This window comes from Actinophytocola sp., assembly GCF_035762905.1.
Taxonomy (GTDB): domain Bacteria; phylum Actinomycetota; class Actinomycetes; order Mycobacteriales; family Pseudonocardiaceae; genus DASYTH01.
This window is the reverse complement of record NZ_DASUCC010000046.1, coordinates 1-14809: the sequence shown is the minus strand read 5'-3', so window position 1 is coordinate 14809 and position 14809 is coordinate 1. Positions and strand designations below refer to the sequence as shown.

The following is a 14809-nucleotide window of genomic DNA, read 5'->3' as shown; positions in this document are numbered from 1 at the left end:
TCGGCGCGATGCCGGGTCACGGCCGGGCCAGGACGACCTTGAGCGCGCCGGTGTCGTTGGGATGGGAGAACGCCTGATATGCCGCTTCCATTTCGGCGAGGGCGAACCGGTGGGTGATGAACCGGGTGGTGTCCAGCCGGCCGGCGGCGAGCATCCGGAGCAGGGTGGGTGTGCTGGAGGTGTCGACCAGACCGGTGGTGATGGTGACGTTGCGGATCCAGAGGTCCTCCAGGTGCAGCGTGGCGGGCTTGCCGTGCACGCCGACGTTGGCCACGTGCCCGCCGGCGCGAACCAGCTTGGCGCACAGCTCGAACGTTTCGGGCACCCCGACGGCCTCGATCGCGACGTCCGCGCCGAGCCCACCGGTCAACTCACCGACCACCTCAGCGGCGTCCTGACCGGCGCCGATGGTGACGTCGGCGCCGAACTGCTTGGCGGCGTCCAACCGGGACTGGGCCAGGTCGATCGCGATGATCTGACTCGGGCTGTAGAGCTGTGCGGTGGAGATCGCGGCCAGGCCGATCGGTCCGGCGCCGACGACGACCACCGTGTCGCCGGGTGCCACGTTGCCGTTGCGGACACCGACCTCATAGGACGTCGGCAGGATGTCGGCCAGCATCAGCGCGGCCTCGCTGCTCACCGCGTCCGGCAGGTGATGAGTCGAGGTGTCGGCGAAGGGCACGCGGACGTACTCGGCCTGCGTGCCGTCGATGAGGTGACCCAGGATCCAGCCACCGCCGCCGAGGCACTGGCCATAGGCCGCGACCCGGCAGTACCGGCACCGGCCACACGCGCTGATGCAGGACACCAGCACCCGGTCGCCCGGCCTGACCGTGGTCACCGCGGCGCCGACCTCGACAATGGTGCCCACGGCTTCGTGACCGAGAATTCGTCCCGATTGGACGGTCGGCACATCTCCCTTGAGGATGTGCAGATCGGTCCCGCAGATGGTGACCGCGTCGACCCGCACGACCGCATCGGTCGGCTCCCGCAGCGACGGTTGCGGAACATCGCGCCAGACCCGCTGACCGGGGCCGTCGTAAACCAGTGCCTTCATGGTGCCTCCCAACAGATTTGCCAGCACATTCAGGCTGGTGCGTGCAGCGCCGGGAAACAGGAGTCCGAGGTCCCCACACCGCGGGACTTCCGACCGCGATCCGACCTCGCACCGAATGACCGGTCAGCTCGCGTCGGGACGGGCCACCAGGACCGGGCAGGGGGCGTGGTGGATCATCGCCTGGCTGACCGAACCCAGGGTCAGCCCGGCGAAGCCGCCGCGGCCGCGGCTGCCCACCACGAGCAGTTGGGCGGGCTGGGCCGCGGTGAGCAGGGCGTTGGCCGGGCGGTCGCGTTCGACCAGGCGCCGGACGCGTACCTGCGGGTACTTCTCCGACCAGCCGGCCAACCGCTCGGCCAGTAGTTCGGTGGCCTGCTCCTCGATCGGCCGCCAGTCGATGTCGGGCAGGTAGGCACCGGCGTAGAGCGGGTAGACCAGGTCGCTCCAGGCGTGCACGGCGACCAGGTCGACGCCCCGCGCGGCCGCCTCGTCGAAGGCCAGTGCGAGCGCCGCCTCGCTGGTCGGGGATCCGTCGACCCCGACCACGACCGGCCCGTCGGCGGCGGGTTCAGCCCCGCGCACCACCACAACGGGGCAGTAGCCGTGTGCGGCCAGCGCCACCGCGACCGAACCGACCAGCAGGCCGGTGAACCCGCCGAGGCCGCGCGAGCCGAGCACCAGCAGCGCGGCGTGCCGGCTCACCTCGCGCAGTACGGCGACGGCGGGACCGGACAACGCCTGGGTCTCGCACCGCACCTGCGGCTCCGCTTCGCCGACGGCGGCCGCGGCGTCGCGCAGCACGGTTGCCGCGGCGGTCTGCACCGCGGCCTGGAGCAGTTTCGGTTTCACGAACACCGGTCCGTAGGTCGGCAGTGGCCACTCGTCGGCATGCACGACCCGCAGCACCCGGCCGCGCCGCCGCGCCTCGGCCGCGGCCCACCGGGCGGCCCGCACCGCCGAGTCCGACCCGTCGACCGCGACCACGACCGGCCGGAGCTTGTCATTGATGCTCATCCCGGTCCCTGCCCATCAGTGGCGTCGGTCGTCGTAGGCGGCGATGAGTCGGTCCCGGACCCCGATCACGCCGGGAACATAGGCCACCCGGGCGACCGCGCTGTCGATGTCGGCGCGCCACGGCAGCCAACCGGTCAGCTGCACCACGCCGTGCTCGACGCTGACCCGCACCGTCGGTTCCGGCACGTCGGCCGGTCCGGTGAAGATGTCGTGCTCGATCTCGGCGCAGATCTCCTTGTCCGGCCGCAGGAACAGTTCCAGCACGGCCCGCCGGGCGAGCATGCCGACCAGCCGCCCGTCATCGACGACGAACAGCTGCCGCTTGCCCGACTCGGCCAACACCTTGGCGGCCACCGCCAGCGGTGCATCCGAGCGCACGGTCAGGGCGGGCGTGGCCATCAGCTCCCCCGCGGTCCGCCGGGACACGTCCCGGCTGCGCCGCCGCCAGTTTCGTGACTTGCGACCGGTGCGCAGCAGGTCGGCCTCGGACACCACCCCGAGCACCCGGCCGGTCGCACTGACCACCGCCGCCGCGCCCACATCCCGCGCGACGAGCAACTCGAGCACATCCTTGTAGTGCGTGTGCACGGCGACCGTGACCGGATCACGGGACATCACCGACGCCACGGTTTTCGTGGTGAGCTGGGTGGTCATCGTGTGTCCTCTCTCGATCGAACCTTTCAGCTCCACTCTGATCGACCCACCGCACCCCGAACACCGACCCGCGACCCCAACCGGTCGGGACCTTCGACCCTCAACCCACTGGCATGCGCCGGCGATCGACCGGTCATGGTTTGCGTCCCTTGCCAGCCGTCAGACCCTGCTGGGCACGGCGCCGGTGAGCGCACAGATCCGGCGCATGATCCGGTGCCCGGGGTCGGACGTGGGTGCGAACATCAGGGGGCAACCGCCGTCGATCACGGTGATGCCGTGTGCCCGGCCGTAGTCGGTGGCGGCCGCTGAGACGCTGCCGGTGCCGAACGAGCGGTGCATCCACACCCGGGTGATGCCGAGTTCGGCGCACTCGCGCATGGTGGCTTCCGCGGTGTCCGGGCGGGTGCCGATGACCACGGCGTCGACGCCGCCGGGGACGGACTTCAGGTCGTGGTAACAGGTATCGCCCTCGACCTGATCGGCGTTCGGGTTGACCGCGAAGACCTGGTACCCGCGCTCACGCAACCGCTGGTAGACGATGTTGCCGCCGTGGCCCTGTGGGTCACGCGACACTCCGGTCACCGCGATCCGTTTGCTGGCAAGGAACTCCGTGGCCGCCTCGGTGATCTTTCGCATGACTCCTCCTCATCCGGCACGACCACGATCACGCGTGGTCCGGCGCCGCCCCAGAGCCGTTGGGTGCTTTCGGCCGGGACGCAGGTTCCCGGCTTCACCGACCAAAGGCCCCACGCGGCCAGGGCCTACGACGGTGCAGGACGGACCCGGTCACGGCCGAAGATGAGGCAACGAGGAGAGGAGCACGATGTCAACCAGAATGATCTTCCCGGCGGACGAGCGCATCATCACCGATCTCGTGCCGGCCGGCTCCGGTGTCGCCTCGGTCTACCTGGCATCCGTGGGGCCCGTCGACGATGACTGGCCCGCGCGATGGCATGCGTTGAACGGGCGCCTGCTGCGGGCCGGTGCCGGCGATGACATCGTGGCCGCGGTCGAACGGGCTGTGCCGGCGGCACCGGCCGAAGGGCTGGCGGTGTTCGCCACCGCGACGGCCGAGCCGGTCGTGCTGCACGCGCCCGGCCTGGCCGGACCGGACCGGGCCGACTGGACTCCGGTGGCCCGGCTCGCCCCGATCCTGACGTGGTTGCGGGACCGGCCGGCCCACGTGTTGGTGGTCACCGACCGCACCGGGGCGGACATCCACACCGGTGCCGGTGGCGGCCAGCCGCCACGGATCACCTCCGTGTACGGACCGGACGACGAGATCGAGCGCAACGCGCCCGGAGGCCGGGCCCAGTCCCGCTACCAGCACCGCGCCGAGGACTCCTGGCGACACAACGCCGGCGCCGTCGCTGGGGCCTGCGAACGGGCGCTGCGCGACAGCGGCGCCCGGCTGCTGGTGATCTCCGGCGATGTCCGCGCCGTGCAACTGCTCGAGGAGCGGCTGCCGGCCTGGGTCCGTACCGAGGTCACCATCCGGCACATCACGGGCGGCCGCAGCCCGGACGGCTCCCAACCCCACCGAGCCGAAACGGTGGCCGAGGTCGCCCGTTCCGCCGCCGCGCAGTGGACCGGGGAACTGCTGTCCCGCTTCGCCGAACAACGCGCACCGCACGGGCTGGCCGTGGACGGTGCGCTGGCCACCCTGGAAGCCCTGGCCCAGGGCCGGGTCGCGGAACTCCTGGTCGAACCCGGCCAGGATGACTCCCGAACCGCCTGGTTCGGCGCCCAACCCGCGCAACTCCTGCCCGGCACCCAGACCCCGCCGCCGTCCTGGGCCCAGTGCGACCGTGGGCCGCTGCCGGACGTGGCGATCCGCGCCGCGCTGCGCACCGGAGCACAGGTGCACCTGCTCGACCCCGGCGCCGCGGGTGCGCCCGCCGAGGGCATCGGCGCGTTGTGCCGGTTCCGCTGATCGACTGGGTCGCACCGCGTCGACGGGCCGGTCGGCGGAGCGTGTGGTTGCGGGGTCGGCCCGGGGTCAGGTCAGTGGTACCCGCCAGGTCAGCCGGGTACCGCCGCCGCCGAGGCCGGGTCCGACGGCGAGGGTGCCGGCGCATTTGGCGGCGCGGCGCTCGATGCCGAGCAGGCCGCTGCGGGCGATGCCGGTCGGGATGCCGATGCCGTTGTCGGCGACGTCGATGATCAGGTCGTCGCCGGCTTCGATGGTGACGACGACCTCGCTGGCCTGGGCGTGCCGTAGCGCGTTGCTGACCGCTTCGCGCAGCACGGCCAGCGCGTGCTCGGCCACGTCCTGGCCGGCGACCAGGGTGTCCACCGCACCGTCGATGCGGATCGACGGGGACACCGGGGTGTCGGCGGACAGGTCGGCCACGGTGTCCAGCATCCGCCGGCGCAGACTGGTGCCGCTGTCGTCCCCGCTGGTGTGCAGGTCGAAGATCGAGGTGCGGATCTCCTGGACGGTCTGGTCGAGCTCCTGCACCGAGGTGATCACCCGGCGGCGGACCTCCGGGTCGGTGACCCGCCGCAGACCGCCCTGCAGCCGCATCCCGGTCGCGAACAACCGCTGGATCACATGATCGTGCAGATCCCCGGCGATCCGGTCCCGATCGGCCAACAGGCCCAGTTGCTGCTGGGTGCGCTGTTTGTCGGCCAGCTCCAGGGCCAACGCGGCCTGATCGGCGAACGAGCCCAGCAACGGCACCCGGTCCGGTTCGAACGGCGCGCCGCCCTTGCCGCGCAACGCCAGCAGCACCCCACCGACCCGCTCGGCGGTGCCCAGCGGCACGACCAGCGCCGGACCGTACTCCGCGGCGGCGATGTCCAGACCGTCCGGCAGCGCGTGGCTCAGATCGGCGACCAGGTTGGCCGCGCGGGTCGCTACCACCTCGGCGACCACCGGTTCACTCGCCGCGATGCCCGCGCCGATCAACCGCTCGCCGTGCTCACCGGCCGCGGCGGCGACCACCAACCGGTCCGACTCGGCCAGCAGCAGGATGAGCGCACAATCCGATGCGGACAGCTCAAGCGCCCGCTGGACGATCAGCCGCATGGCGTCGTCCCCGGACCCGCCGCCGAGCAGCAACGTGTTGATCTCAGCGGAGGCCTGCTGCCACCGCTCCCGCATCCGGGACTCCTCGAACAACCGGGCGTTCTCCACCGCGACCCCGGCCGCGGCCGCCAGCGCCCGCAGCACCACCTCATCGTCGGCGGTGAACTCACCACCGCCCTGCTTCTCGGTGAGGTAGAGGTTGCCGAACACCGCGTCGCGCACCCGCACCGGAACCCCGACGAAGCTGCGCATCGGCGGATGATTCGGCGGGAACCCGACCGACGCGGGATGCTCGGCCAGATCCGGCACCCGGATCGGCTGCGGACGCTCGATCAACTCCCCGAGCAGGCCCTTGCCCTCGGGCAGATGCCCCATCTGGGCCCGGGTCTCCTCATCGATACCGACATGGACGAACTTCGACAGGCCGCCGCCGACGCCCAGCACCCCCAACGCGCCGTACCGGGCGTCGACCAGCTCGACCGCGGTCTGGATGATCCGCTGCAGGGTGCCCGCCAACTCCAGCCCGGAGCCGACCGCGAGCACCGAATCCAGCAGACCCTGCATCCGGTCCCGGGTCTGGGCGATCTCAGCGAGCCGCTCCTGCACCTCGCCGAGCAACTCGTCCAACCGAAGCCCGGCCAGCGACACACCGGTCGCCGTCGGCCTCTGCTCCACCATCCCGCCTCACCACTGGTCCCGGGGGTGGGCCGTCCACCGCACATACTCTGACACGCGACCGGCCCAGCGCAAAGAACACACCAGGCTCACCGGTGGTCGTCACGGCCGCTGCTTGACCCGGCCACAGCACAGGTAGGCGACCGGCCCGACGAAGTTCACCGCGATCGCCACCGCCCACAACGGTTTGCGCCCCCGCACCCGCTCGGCCGGGCGCCGGGCCAGATCGACCCAGGCCACCGCGGCCAGCCCGACCTGCACCACGCTCGCCACGACGAAACCGCGCCGCTGCCCTGGCGAAAGATCCCTCCAACGCCGAGTTCCACCCATCGTGCACACCTCCTCACCCCCGACCATGCCGCCGGCACCTCAGCCTCAGTAGAGCCCGACGCACGGCCGCGCCATGTCCAAGGTCCCTGGTGGGCCCGGCCGGGCCGTGACGGACTGAACGAACCTGACCGAGCTGAGGCGGTGGATCCCGTGACCCAGGTTGAGGTGGCCGCGGCCATACCGGAGGCGACCGGTCCGGTGCTGGAATGCGTCGGGTTGACCCGGCGGTTCGGTGACCGGATCGCGGTGGCCGGCGTGAGCCTGCGCATCGCGCCGGGCGAGACCTACGGGCTGCTGGGTCCCAACGGCGCCGGCAAGACGACCGTGATCCGCATGGAACCGCGTTGCGCCGCAACGAACTGGACGCGGTCGTGATCGTTCCCGCCGGCCTGGACACCACGCTGCGCGCCGGCGGCACGGTCACCATCCCCCTCCTCGCCAGCGCCGCCGCCGCGCTCATCACCGTGTGGGCCCTGGTCGGCACCGGCACCGGAATCCTGGCCGGCACCCTGTCCCGGACCCCCGAACAGGCCGGCGCCATCGGCATCGCCGCCGGCATGCTCGGCGGCGCCATGTGGCCACTGGAGATCGTGCCCTACCGATGCGGACCATCGGCCACATCACCCCACACGCCTGGGCCATCGACGGCTGGACCGAAATCCTCTCCCGCGGCGGCGGCATCCCCCAGATCGCCACCCACCTGGCCGTACTCGGCACCTTCGCCCTGGCGCTGCTGACCATAGCCAGTGTCCGGTTGGGACGCCGGCTCACCGCATGAACCTCGGCCGGACGTCCCGCTCGGCCGTGCCCTTGGTCCCTGTCGCCGCGCACCGGGCCGTGGCCTACTGAAGCCGCGAGCACAGGGAGGACGTCATGGCCAGATGCGAGTTCTGCGGCGGCATCGGCCGGGTGGCACCCGGCGGGATCACCGGCCAACTCGCCGCGATGTGCGGTGCCGAGGTGCACGACTGCCGGCAGTGTCAGGGAACCGGGCGAACCGGCCTGGCGGACCCCGCTCCCCTGCCGGCACCGCGGACGACATCGCCCCGGGGCGGGCTGATCACCATCCTGTCCGGCCAGTGGCTGGTGGAGATCCACGGCTGCGGGCGAATCCTCGCGGTCCTGGGATTCGTGCTCACCGACACGGACCGCCGCTTCGAGGCGCGCAGCGACTACGGCGGCCTGCTCGGCTGGTCGGCCCAGGGTGAGTGGAGCTGTCCGGCTCTCGGCAACGTCCTCCACTTCACCGGCACCCAGTCCAGCCCTTACCTGCTGCCGACGGACTACCACTGGGCTGCCACCCTCGACACGCGGGGGCGCGACGTGCTGGACGGCCGGTCGATCTCCGATGAGTGGACCAGGTGGAGCCGCCAGACCACCCCGCACTCCGAAGCGGACTCCCGGGCGGCGTCGTCCCTCATCCGGACCGGGTGAAAGGTCGGTGCGTGCACCGGAACGGTGACCTGCAGGACCGTGCTGTCCACACCGGACATATCGGCGACGACGCCGACATCCACCGGCTTCTTCACCCTGTATGCCCGGTTCCCGACCAGAAACACGACTGCTACGTGGGTTCCCGCACCGCCGCCGGTCGGGCGATCATCACCGGGCAGGGCGCGTGGTGGATCATCGCCTGGCTGACCGAGCCCAGCAGCAGGCCGGCGAAACCGCCCCGGCCCCGGCTGCCGACAACGATCAGTCCCGCGCCTTTGGCGGCGTCGAGCAGGGCGTGGGCCGGCCGGTCGCGGGCCACCACACGGCGCACGGTGACCTGCGGATACTTGTCGGCCCAGCCGGCCAACCGTTCGGTCAGCAGCTCGTGGGCCTGCTGGTCCAGCAGCTCCCAGTCGACCGCGAGATAGGCGTCGCGATAGGCGCCAACCGGGAACACGGTGTCGGTCCAGGCGTGCACGGCGATGAGGTCGCCACCGCGTTGGGCGGCCTGCTCGAACGCGAGTCCGATCGCGGCGTCGCTGGCCGGTGAGCCGTCCACGCCGACCGCTACCGGCGCGTCCGGCTGCTCGGGCTCGCCGCGCACCACGACCAGCGGGCATGTGCCGTGCCCGGCCAGCGCCACGGTCACCGAACCGGCCAGCAGCCCGGAGATCGCCCCCAGACCACTGGATCCGCACACCAGCAGTACCGCCCGCTCGCTGGCCGCGCGCAGTACCGGCACGGCCGGGCCGGAGACGATCTCGGTCTCGCACGGCACCTCGGACGGCACCTCGGCGGCCGCCGCGCGCACCAGCTCGTTCACGGTGTCGCGGCGGTGCTGGTCCATGGCCAGCGGATCGGCGGTGACCGGGCCGTAGGACGGCGGCGGGTTGTCGGCGTACACCAGGCACAGCCGGAGGCCGTGCCGTAACGCCTGTGCGGTGGCCCACCGCACCGCGGCCAGGCTCGCATCCGAGCCGTCCACCCCGACCACGATCGGCATGTTGTTCATGGATTTTCCTTCCGATCCGGGTCCGGGCGCGCCACCGCGACCGGGCATTCGGCGTGGTAGAGCAGGGCGCGGCTGGTCGAGCCCATGCCCATGCCGGTCATGGCTTCGCCGTGCCCGCGCGAGCCGACCACGATCAGTTGCGCGCCAACCCGTTCCGCCTCGGCCAGCAGCGCGCGGACCGGGCGGTCCCGCCGCACCAGCCGTGTGACGGCGACGTCGGGGTGCTTGTCCGTCCAGCCGGCCAACGCCTCGGCGAGCACCCGGCGCTCCCGCTCGGCCACCTCCTCGGGGTCGGCGTCCAGCGGCAACGCCGTCCACGCCCCGTCGAAGGACACCTCCGTCCAGGTGTGCACGGCGATCAGCTCGGCCCCGCGCACCGACGCGGCCTGGAAGGCGAACCCGACGGCGGCCACGCTGGCGGGCGAGCCGTCCACGCCGACCAGCACCGGCCCGGCATCGGGTGGCGCGTCGGCCGGGGTGCGGCCGCGCACCACCACCACCGGGCAGGTGCCGTGCTCGGCAAGGGCCAGCGCCACCGACCCGACCGCGAGCTCGTCGAACCCACCGGAGCCCCGGGTTCCGAGCACCACCAGCGCTGCCCCGCGCGACTCCTCGATGAGTACCTCGTGCGCGCCGCCCACCCGGGACACGGTGCCGATTTCGATCTCGGGTGCGACGCCGCGCGCCTCGGCGGCGGCCTCGCGCCCCCAGTGGCCGCCCTGGTCCCGCAACGCCGCCAGGTAGGCCTGCTGACCCGCCAGGGTGGTCGGATGCTGGATGGCCAGCGGTGGGCAGGCGTGCACCACCCGCAGCGGCAACCCGCGCAGCCCGGCTTCCCGTGCGGCCCAGCGGGTCGCGTGCAGCGCGGAGAGCGATCCGTCGACACCGACGACAATCGCCGGCCTGCTCATCGGGTAACCGCCAGGGCGGCCTCGGCGCGGGCGACCCCGCCCGGCCGGCGCGGCACCGGCACGATCACCACCGGACACCGGGCGTGCCGGGCGCAGTAGGCGGCGGCCGGGTCGAGTCGCGACCGGGCCGTCCGGCCGGCGCCGGGGCTGCCGATGACCAGCATCGCCGCGCCGTCGGTCGCGTCGATCACGGCGCGATCCGGCGCGGGGGTCACCGTGAGGTGTCTGATATGGACATTCTGGCTCGGCACGGCCACGCCGTGGCCCGGCTTGGTCGCGACCACGGTCAACGGCCGGCCGCGGCGCGCCGCCTCGGCGCTGGCCCAGCGCAGGGCGGTCTGGGCCAGGGCGGATCCGTCCACGCCGACCACGATCGGGCGGCGGGTGCGCTCGTCGGTCATGGCCCTCTCCTTCGCTTCACGGCTTCGCGGTCCACTCTCGTCCCGGCGGCGGCCGGCCGCGAGCGGCGCGAGGCCCTATCCGGCCGGGACTTTGGTCGTCTCGCGCAGTGCCTCGACGGGTCGGCGCAGCAGGGTCGCCATCTGCTGGGGGTGGGTGGCCGGCCACTCGGCCACCCTGTCCCCCGCCGCCCGGCGGCGGTGACGATGCCGACGGTCGAACCGCGGCGGCCGGGACCTTGGGCCCTGACCAACAGGGCCGCTGGTGCGTGTCCGGCGAGGTGACTCGGCCCTAACATCGACGCTGGAGGTGTTGGTGATGGTGCGGGTGTTTCTGGTGGACGATCACGAGATCGTTCGGCGGGGCCTGGCGGATCTGATCGAGTTCGAGCCGGACCTGGAGCTCGTCGGCGAGGCGGATTCGGTGGCCGAAGCACTGGTCCGCATTCCCCAGACGCCTGTGGATGTGGCGGTGCTGGACGTGCGGCTGGGCGACGGCAACGGGGTGGAGCTGTGCCGGGAGCTGCGAACTACGATGCCGGAGCTGAACTGCCTGATGCTCACCTCCTACGCCGACGACGAAGCGCTGTTCGACGCGATCATGGCCGGGGCGTCGGGGTTCGTGCTCAAGCGGGTGCTGGGCAGCGACCTGCTCAACGCGCTGCGCACGGTCGGCAGCGGTGGCTCGCTGCTGGATCCACGCACCACGACCGCGCTGATGAACCGGATCCGCCGGGAACGCGCGGCGCATGATCCGCTGGCCGAGCTGACCGAGCAGGAACACACGGTGTTCGACCTGATCGGCGAGGGACTGACCAACCGGCAGATCGGCCAGCGCATGAGCCTGGCCGAGAAGACCGTCAAGAACTACGTCTCGCACCTGCTGGCCAAGCTCGAACTGCAGCGCCGCACCCAGGTCGCGGTGCTGGCCACCCAGTTGCACAAGAAGCCACAACACGACTGACCCGGTGCCACCCGCCGGTCAGCCGGCTGCCACCCGGTTGCGGCGGCATGGTCAGTCGTCCCGACCGCGCTGCGCACCGGTCACCGGGCGCAGTTCCACGGCGTGACACTCCACCGCCGGCGGCTGCCGGCAGGGCAGCGAACCGTGCTCGGTGCGCCGGGTGACGGCCTCGCGCACGGTGTCGTGCGGACCGACGCTGATCACCGGGCGGCTCATCAGATCCCGCGCCTTCATCACGGTTCCTCCTCCGGTTCGGTGCGCACCACGGCCACCGGACACGGCGCATGGAAGATCAACTGCTGGCCGGTGGAACCCAGAACCAGGCCCCGGAACCCGCCCCGGCCCCGGCTGCCGACCACAACCAGCGCGGCAGTGCCGGCGTAGCGCAGCAACGCCCGGGCCGGGCGGTCCTGGACGACGTCCCGATCGATCTTCACCTCCGGGTACTTCTCCTGCCAGCCGGCCAGCCGCTCGGCCAGGGTTTCCACGGCCCGCTCCCGCCACGGCGTGCTGCCCAGCCCCGCGGTCCCGGCCACGGCGGCCTCGAACACGGAGTCGGCCCAGGTATGTACGGCGAGCAGCGCCCGGCCATGGGTCGCGGCGTACTCAAAGGCGAACGCCAACGCCGCCTCACCGGCCGGCGTGCCGTCCACCCCGACCACCACCGGACCATCCACCAGCGCCGCGTCGTGCTCGGTGCGGCCTCGGGCGATGACGACCGGGCAGTGCGCCCGGCCGGCCAGGGCCACCGAGACCGAGCCGACCAGCAGACCGGTCAGGCCGTGCTGCGCCCGGGTGCCGAGCACGAGCATCGCGGCCGAGCCCGACTCGTGCAGCAGCCCGGGCACCACCGCGGCGCGCTCCAGCGTCAGTTCCGGGTGCAGTCCGGGTGCGACCTCGGCGACGGCGGCCTCGGCCGTGTGCAGCCATTGCCAGCCCTGCTCCCGGTAGGAGTTGGCCACCGATTCCGGATCGGCGATCCCAGCCGGAAAACGCAGCGGAATCTCGTAGGTGTGCACCAGCCGCAATGGCCGGTCACGGCGGACGGCCTCCGCGGCGGCCCATTCAGCGGCGCGCAGGGCTGCGGTTGTGCCGTCGATGCCGACGACGATCGGTGGGGTACGCATGGGGTGCTCCTTAGCCATCGAATCAGGTCGGAAATCGGCATCCAGGGACTTGGCAGGGTCGATCCAGCGAACTGTCCACATCGGAGTGTTCACAGCGAGCGGTGCGGGCCACCCGGGCCACCTCGTCCGGCCGGTCCCGGTTCCACTCGGTCGTGGCCATGGCCGGGGTGCTCATCGCCGGTACCTCGCTCCGATCTCGGCCTGCACGGCGGCGCAGCGCGCGGTGACGGTGGCCTCGATGCGCTCCAGTTCGACCGCGGTCAGCACGTGGGCATCGGGTCCGGGGAAGACCAGCGTTGTCCGGCCGGTGTCCAGCCAGCGCACCAGGTAGGGCGGAGCCCCCTGCGCCGAGCGGACCTGTTCGATCCGGCCGCGGCGGGCGTGCCGGCTTTCGTCACCGGCTTCGATGACCAGCCAGTCACCCGACTGCGCGCGCATCGCGTCCTCCTCGTGTCGAACCTTCTTGTCTCGATGGTGGCCGGGAACGGGCCGGCCGGGCAGTGCCGCACGGCACTGCCCACGGGGACCGAAGTCCCCGCCACGCGGGCCCTCCTTCTCTGCCGTCGCGGCCAGCCCGGATGGAGGGTGGGGTTAAGCGAAAGGGGGCGGTCATGACCACCACCAGACCAGACCGCGAGACCGTGCGCGGTGCGATCGCGCTGGCCGGGCGCGCACCGTCGGTGCACAACACCCAGCCGTGGCGTTTTCTGCTCGGCGAGCACAGCGTGCACCTGATGGCCGACCGGATCCGGGCGCTGCCGGCGACCGATCCCGAGGGCCGGGACCTGCTGATCAGCTGCGGCGCCGCCCTGCACCACCTGCACGTTGCGCTGGCCGCGCTCGGCTGGAGCAGCGAGGTGCACCGCATTCCCAACCCGGCCGACCCGGACCACCTCGCCGCGCTCGAGCCGCACCGGCACCTGCCGTCCGATGAGGACATCGCGCTCGCGGCGGCGATTCCGCACCGGCGCACCGACCGGCGCAGCTTCTCCTCCTGGCCGGTGCCGCCCGGACACCTCGAGTTGATGATCAGCCGCGCCGGCCGACTCGGCGCGCTGCTGATCCCGGTCACCGAGGTCCGGCTGCGCAACCACCTGGTGAACGCGATCAACCAGGCGGCCAGCATCCAGCAGGATGACCCGGCCTACACCGCCGAGTTGGCCACCTGGACCGGCCGCAGCCGCCTGGCCGCCGACGGCGTGCCGGCCACCAGCACGCTGGCGCGGCCGGTGTTCCACGGCGATACCCGCATGCGTGACTTTCCCAACGGCACACTCACCGAGTCCGTCGAGGACACCACCGAGCACGACGCCGGTGAGTTGCTCGTGCTGGCCACCCCCGACGACGACCCGACCTCCTGGCTGCGCGCCGGCGAAGCCGCCAGCGCCGCCCTGCTCACCGCGACCGACCTGAACCTGGCCGGCTGCCCGCTGTCCCAGCCGCTCGAAGTCGCCAACACCCGCGCCCTGATCCAGGAACTCGTGCTGGACAACGACGCCGTGCCGCACCTGATCCTGCGCATCGGCTGGGCCCACACCGCCGCCGCACCCCTGCCGCAGAGCCCCCGCCGGCCGGTGGACGAGATCACCGACTTCCTGCCCAGCCTGGCACCCCGGCCGAACGAAAGGTGATGGACATGGATATTCGTGTGGGAGTCAACGGGTTCGGTCGCATCGGTCGCGACGTGTTCCGCATTGCCACCGACCGTGCCGAGAACGGGTTGCGCATCGTCGCGGTCAACGACGTGACCGGTGCGGACACCCTGGCCCATCTGTTGCGCTACGACTCCACCTACGGCACCTGGCGCCAGCACGAGGTTTCCGCCACGCCGGCGGCGATCACCGTCGACGGCACCGAGGTGCGGGTGTTGCGCGAGCCCGACCCGGCCCGGCTGCCCTGGGCCGAGCTGGGCGTGGACGTCGTGATCGAGGCGACCGGCCGGTTCCGCACCCGCGACGCCGCCGCGGCACACCTGACCGCGGGCGCCAAGAAAGTCGTGATCACCGCGCCGGGCAAGAACGTCGACGCCACCATCGTGCTCGGCGTCAACGACACCACCTACCGCCCGGAGCAGCACCACATCGTGTCCAACGCCTCGTGCACGACCAACTGCCTGGCTCCGATGGTCGACGTGCTGCACCGCACCTTCGGGGTCCGGCGGGGCCTGATGACCACCATCCACAGCTACACCAACGACCAGTC

General features: G+C 72.1%; 19 protein-coding genes. 7 read left to right on the top strand and 12 right to left on the bottom strand.

Annotated features, from left to right (window positions below):
- Nucleotides 1-16: 16 nt before the first annotated feature.
- From VFV67_RS09150 to VFV67_RS09135, 4 genes are all read right to left on the bottom strand, one after another.
- Nucleotides 17-1057: a zinc-dependent alcohol dehydrogenase family protein gene (locus VFV67_RS09150; RefSeq protein WP_326468765.1), complete on the bottom strand. Its 1041-nt coding sequence runs from the start codon at nt 1055-1057 to the stop codon at nt 17-19.
- A 123-nt stretch (nt 1058-1180) separates the two neighbouring features.
- On the bottom strand, nt 1181-2071 hold the full coding sequence (locus tag VFV67_RS09145) for a universal stress protein (RefSeq protein ID WP_326468764.1): 891 nt from the start codon (nt 2069-2071) through the stop codon (nt 1181-1183).
- Nucleotides 2072-2086: 15 nt separating this feature from the next.
- Complete coding sequence (locus tag VFV67_RS09140; RefSeq protein WP_326468763.1) at nt 2087-2725, bottom strand: CBS domain-containing protein; 639 nt, start codon at nt 2723-2725, stop codon at nt 2087-2089.
- 159 nt (nt 2726-2884) lie between these two features.
- Complete coding sequence (locus tag VFV67_RS09135; protein WP_326468762.1) at nt 2885-3361, bottom strand: CoA-binding protein; 477 nt, start codon at nt 3359-3361, stop codon at nt 2885-2887.
- 187 nt (nt 3362-3548) lie between these two features.
- Between VFV67_RS09135 and VFV67_RS09130 the strand changes: the two genes are divergently transcribed.
- Entirely contained in the window at nt 3549-4658 is a 1110-nt protein-coding gene (locus tag VFV67_RS09130; protein WP_326468760.1) for a Vms1/Ankzf1 family peptidyl-tRNA hydrolase, read from the top strand.
- Nucleotides 4659-4724: 66 nt separating this feature from the next.
- On the opposite strand, the gene VFV67_RS09125 is transcribed toward VFV67_RS09130, so the two are convergent.
- Complete coding sequence (locus VFV67_RS09125) at nt 4725-6434, bottom strand: GAF domain-containing sensor histidine kinase (protein WP_326468759.1); 1710 nt, start codon at nt 6432-6434, stop codon at nt 4725-4727.
- A 99-nt stretch (nt 6435-6533) separates the two neighbouring features.
- Complete coding sequence (locus tag VFV67_RS09120) at nt 6534-6704, bottom strand: PLD nuclease N-terminal domain-containing protein (protein WP_326468758.1); 171 nt, start codon at nt 6702-6704, stop codon at nt 6534-6536.
- A 207-nt stretch (nt 6705-6911) separates the two neighbouring features.
- On the opposite strand from VFV67_RS09120, the gene VFV67_RS36745 reads away from it, so the two are divergent.
- The 3 genes from VFV67_RS36745 (at nt 6912) to VFV67_RS09105 (ending at nt 8195) form a co-directional block, all read left to right on the top strand.
- Nucleotides 6912-7136 carry an ATP-binding cassette domain-containing protein gene (locus VFV67_RS36745; protein ID WP_414636212.1) on the top strand — a complete coding sequence of 75 codons (225 nt, stop codon included), beginning with the start codon at nt 6912-6914 and terminating at the stop codon, nt 7134-7136.
- The gene (locus VFV67_RS09110) at nt 7106-7498 is read left to right on the top strand and encodes a hypothetical protein (protein ID WP_326468757.1); all 393 of its coding nucleotides are present in this window, start codon (nt 7106-7108) and stop codon (nt 7496-7498) included. The genes VFV67_RS36745 and VFV67_RS09110 overlap by 31 nt, the downstream gene beginning before the upstream one ends.
- 136 nt (nt 7499-7634) lie before the next feature.
- Complete coding sequence (locus VFV67_RS09105) at nt 7635-8195, top strand: hypothetical protein (protein ID WP_326468756.1); 561 nt, start codon at nt 7635-7637, stop codon at nt 8193-8195.
- 130 nt (nt 8196-8325) lie between these two features.
- On the opposite strand, the gene VFV67_RS09100 is transcribed toward VFV67_RS09105, so the two are convergent.
- Genes VFV67_RS09100 through VFV67_RS09090 form a run of 3 tightly spaced genes read right to left on the bottom strand, consistent with a single transcriptional unit; the run spans nt 8326 to nt 10519 of the window.
- Nucleotides 8326-9207 (bottom strand): universal stress protein, encoded by an 882-nt coding sequence (locus tag VFV67_RS09100; RefSeq protein WP_326468754.1) that lies wholly within the window; start codon nt 9205-9207, stop codon nt 8326-8328.
- Nucleotides 9204-10118: a universal stress protein gene (locus tag VFV67_RS09095; RefSeq protein ID WP_326468753.1), complete on the bottom strand. Its 915-nt coding sequence runs from the start codon at nt 10116-10118 to the stop codon at nt 9204-9206. The genes VFV67_RS09100 and VFV67_RS09095 overlap by 4 nt, the downstream gene beginning before the upstream one ends.
- The gene (locus tag VFV67_RS09090; protein WP_326468752.1) at nt 10115-10519 is read right to left on the bottom strand and encodes a universal stress protein; all 405 of its coding nucleotides are present in this window, start codon (nt 10517-10519) and stop codon (nt 10115-10117) included. The genes VFV67_RS09095 and VFV67_RS09090 overlap by 4 nt, the downstream gene beginning before the upstream one ends.
- Nucleotides 10520-10832: 313 nt before the next feature.
- Between VFV67_RS09090 and VFV67_RS09085 the strand changes: the two genes are divergently transcribed.
- On the top strand, nt 10833-11480 hold the full coding sequence (locus VFV67_RS09085) for a response regulator transcription factor (protein WP_326468750.1): 648 nt from the start codon (nt 10833-10835) through the stop codon (nt 11478-11480).
- A gap of 51 nt (nt 11481-11531) precedes the next feature.
- On the opposite strand, the gene VFV67_RS09080 is transcribed toward VFV67_RS09085, so the two are convergent.
- The 3 genes from VFV67_RS09080 to VFV67_RS09070 all read right to left on the bottom strand — a co-directional run bounded on the left by VFV67_RS09080 (nt 11532) and on the right by VFV67_RS09070 (nt 13045).
- Nucleotides 11532-11714 carry a hypothetical protein gene (locus tag VFV67_RS09080; protein WP_326468749.1) on the bottom strand — a complete coding sequence of 61 codons (183 nt, stop codon included), beginning with the start codon at nt 11712-11714 and terminating at the stop codon, nt 11532-11534.
- Entirely contained in the window at nt 11714-12607 is an 894-nt protein-coding gene (locus tag VFV67_RS09075) for a universal stress protein (protein WP_326468747.1), read from the bottom strand. The genes VFV67_RS09080 and VFV67_RS09075 overlap by 1 nt, the downstream gene beginning before the upstream one ends.
- Before the next feature lie 171 nt (nt 12608-12778).
- Nucleotides 12779-13045, bottom strand: coding sequence for a DUF1918 domain-containing protein (locus tag VFV67_RS09070; protein WP_326468746.1), 267 nt, complete (start codon nt 13043-13045; stop codon nt 12779-12781).
- Nucleotides 13046-13218: 173 nt separating this feature from the next.
- Here VFV67_RS09070 and VFV67_RS09065 point away from each other — a divergent pair, with 173 nt between their 5' ends.
- Nucleotides 13219-14238: an Acg family FMN-binding oxidoreductase gene (locus VFV67_RS09065; RefSeq protein WP_326468745.1), complete on the top strand. Its 1020-nt coding sequence runs from the start codon at nt 13219-13221 to the stop codon at nt 14236-14238.
- A 5-nt stretch (nt 14239-14243) separates the two neighbouring features.
- The coding region (locus VFV67_RS09060; RefSeq protein WP_326468744.1) for a type I glyceraldehyde-3-phosphate dehydrogenase at nt 14244-14809 on the top strand (566 nt) is incomplete at its 3' end.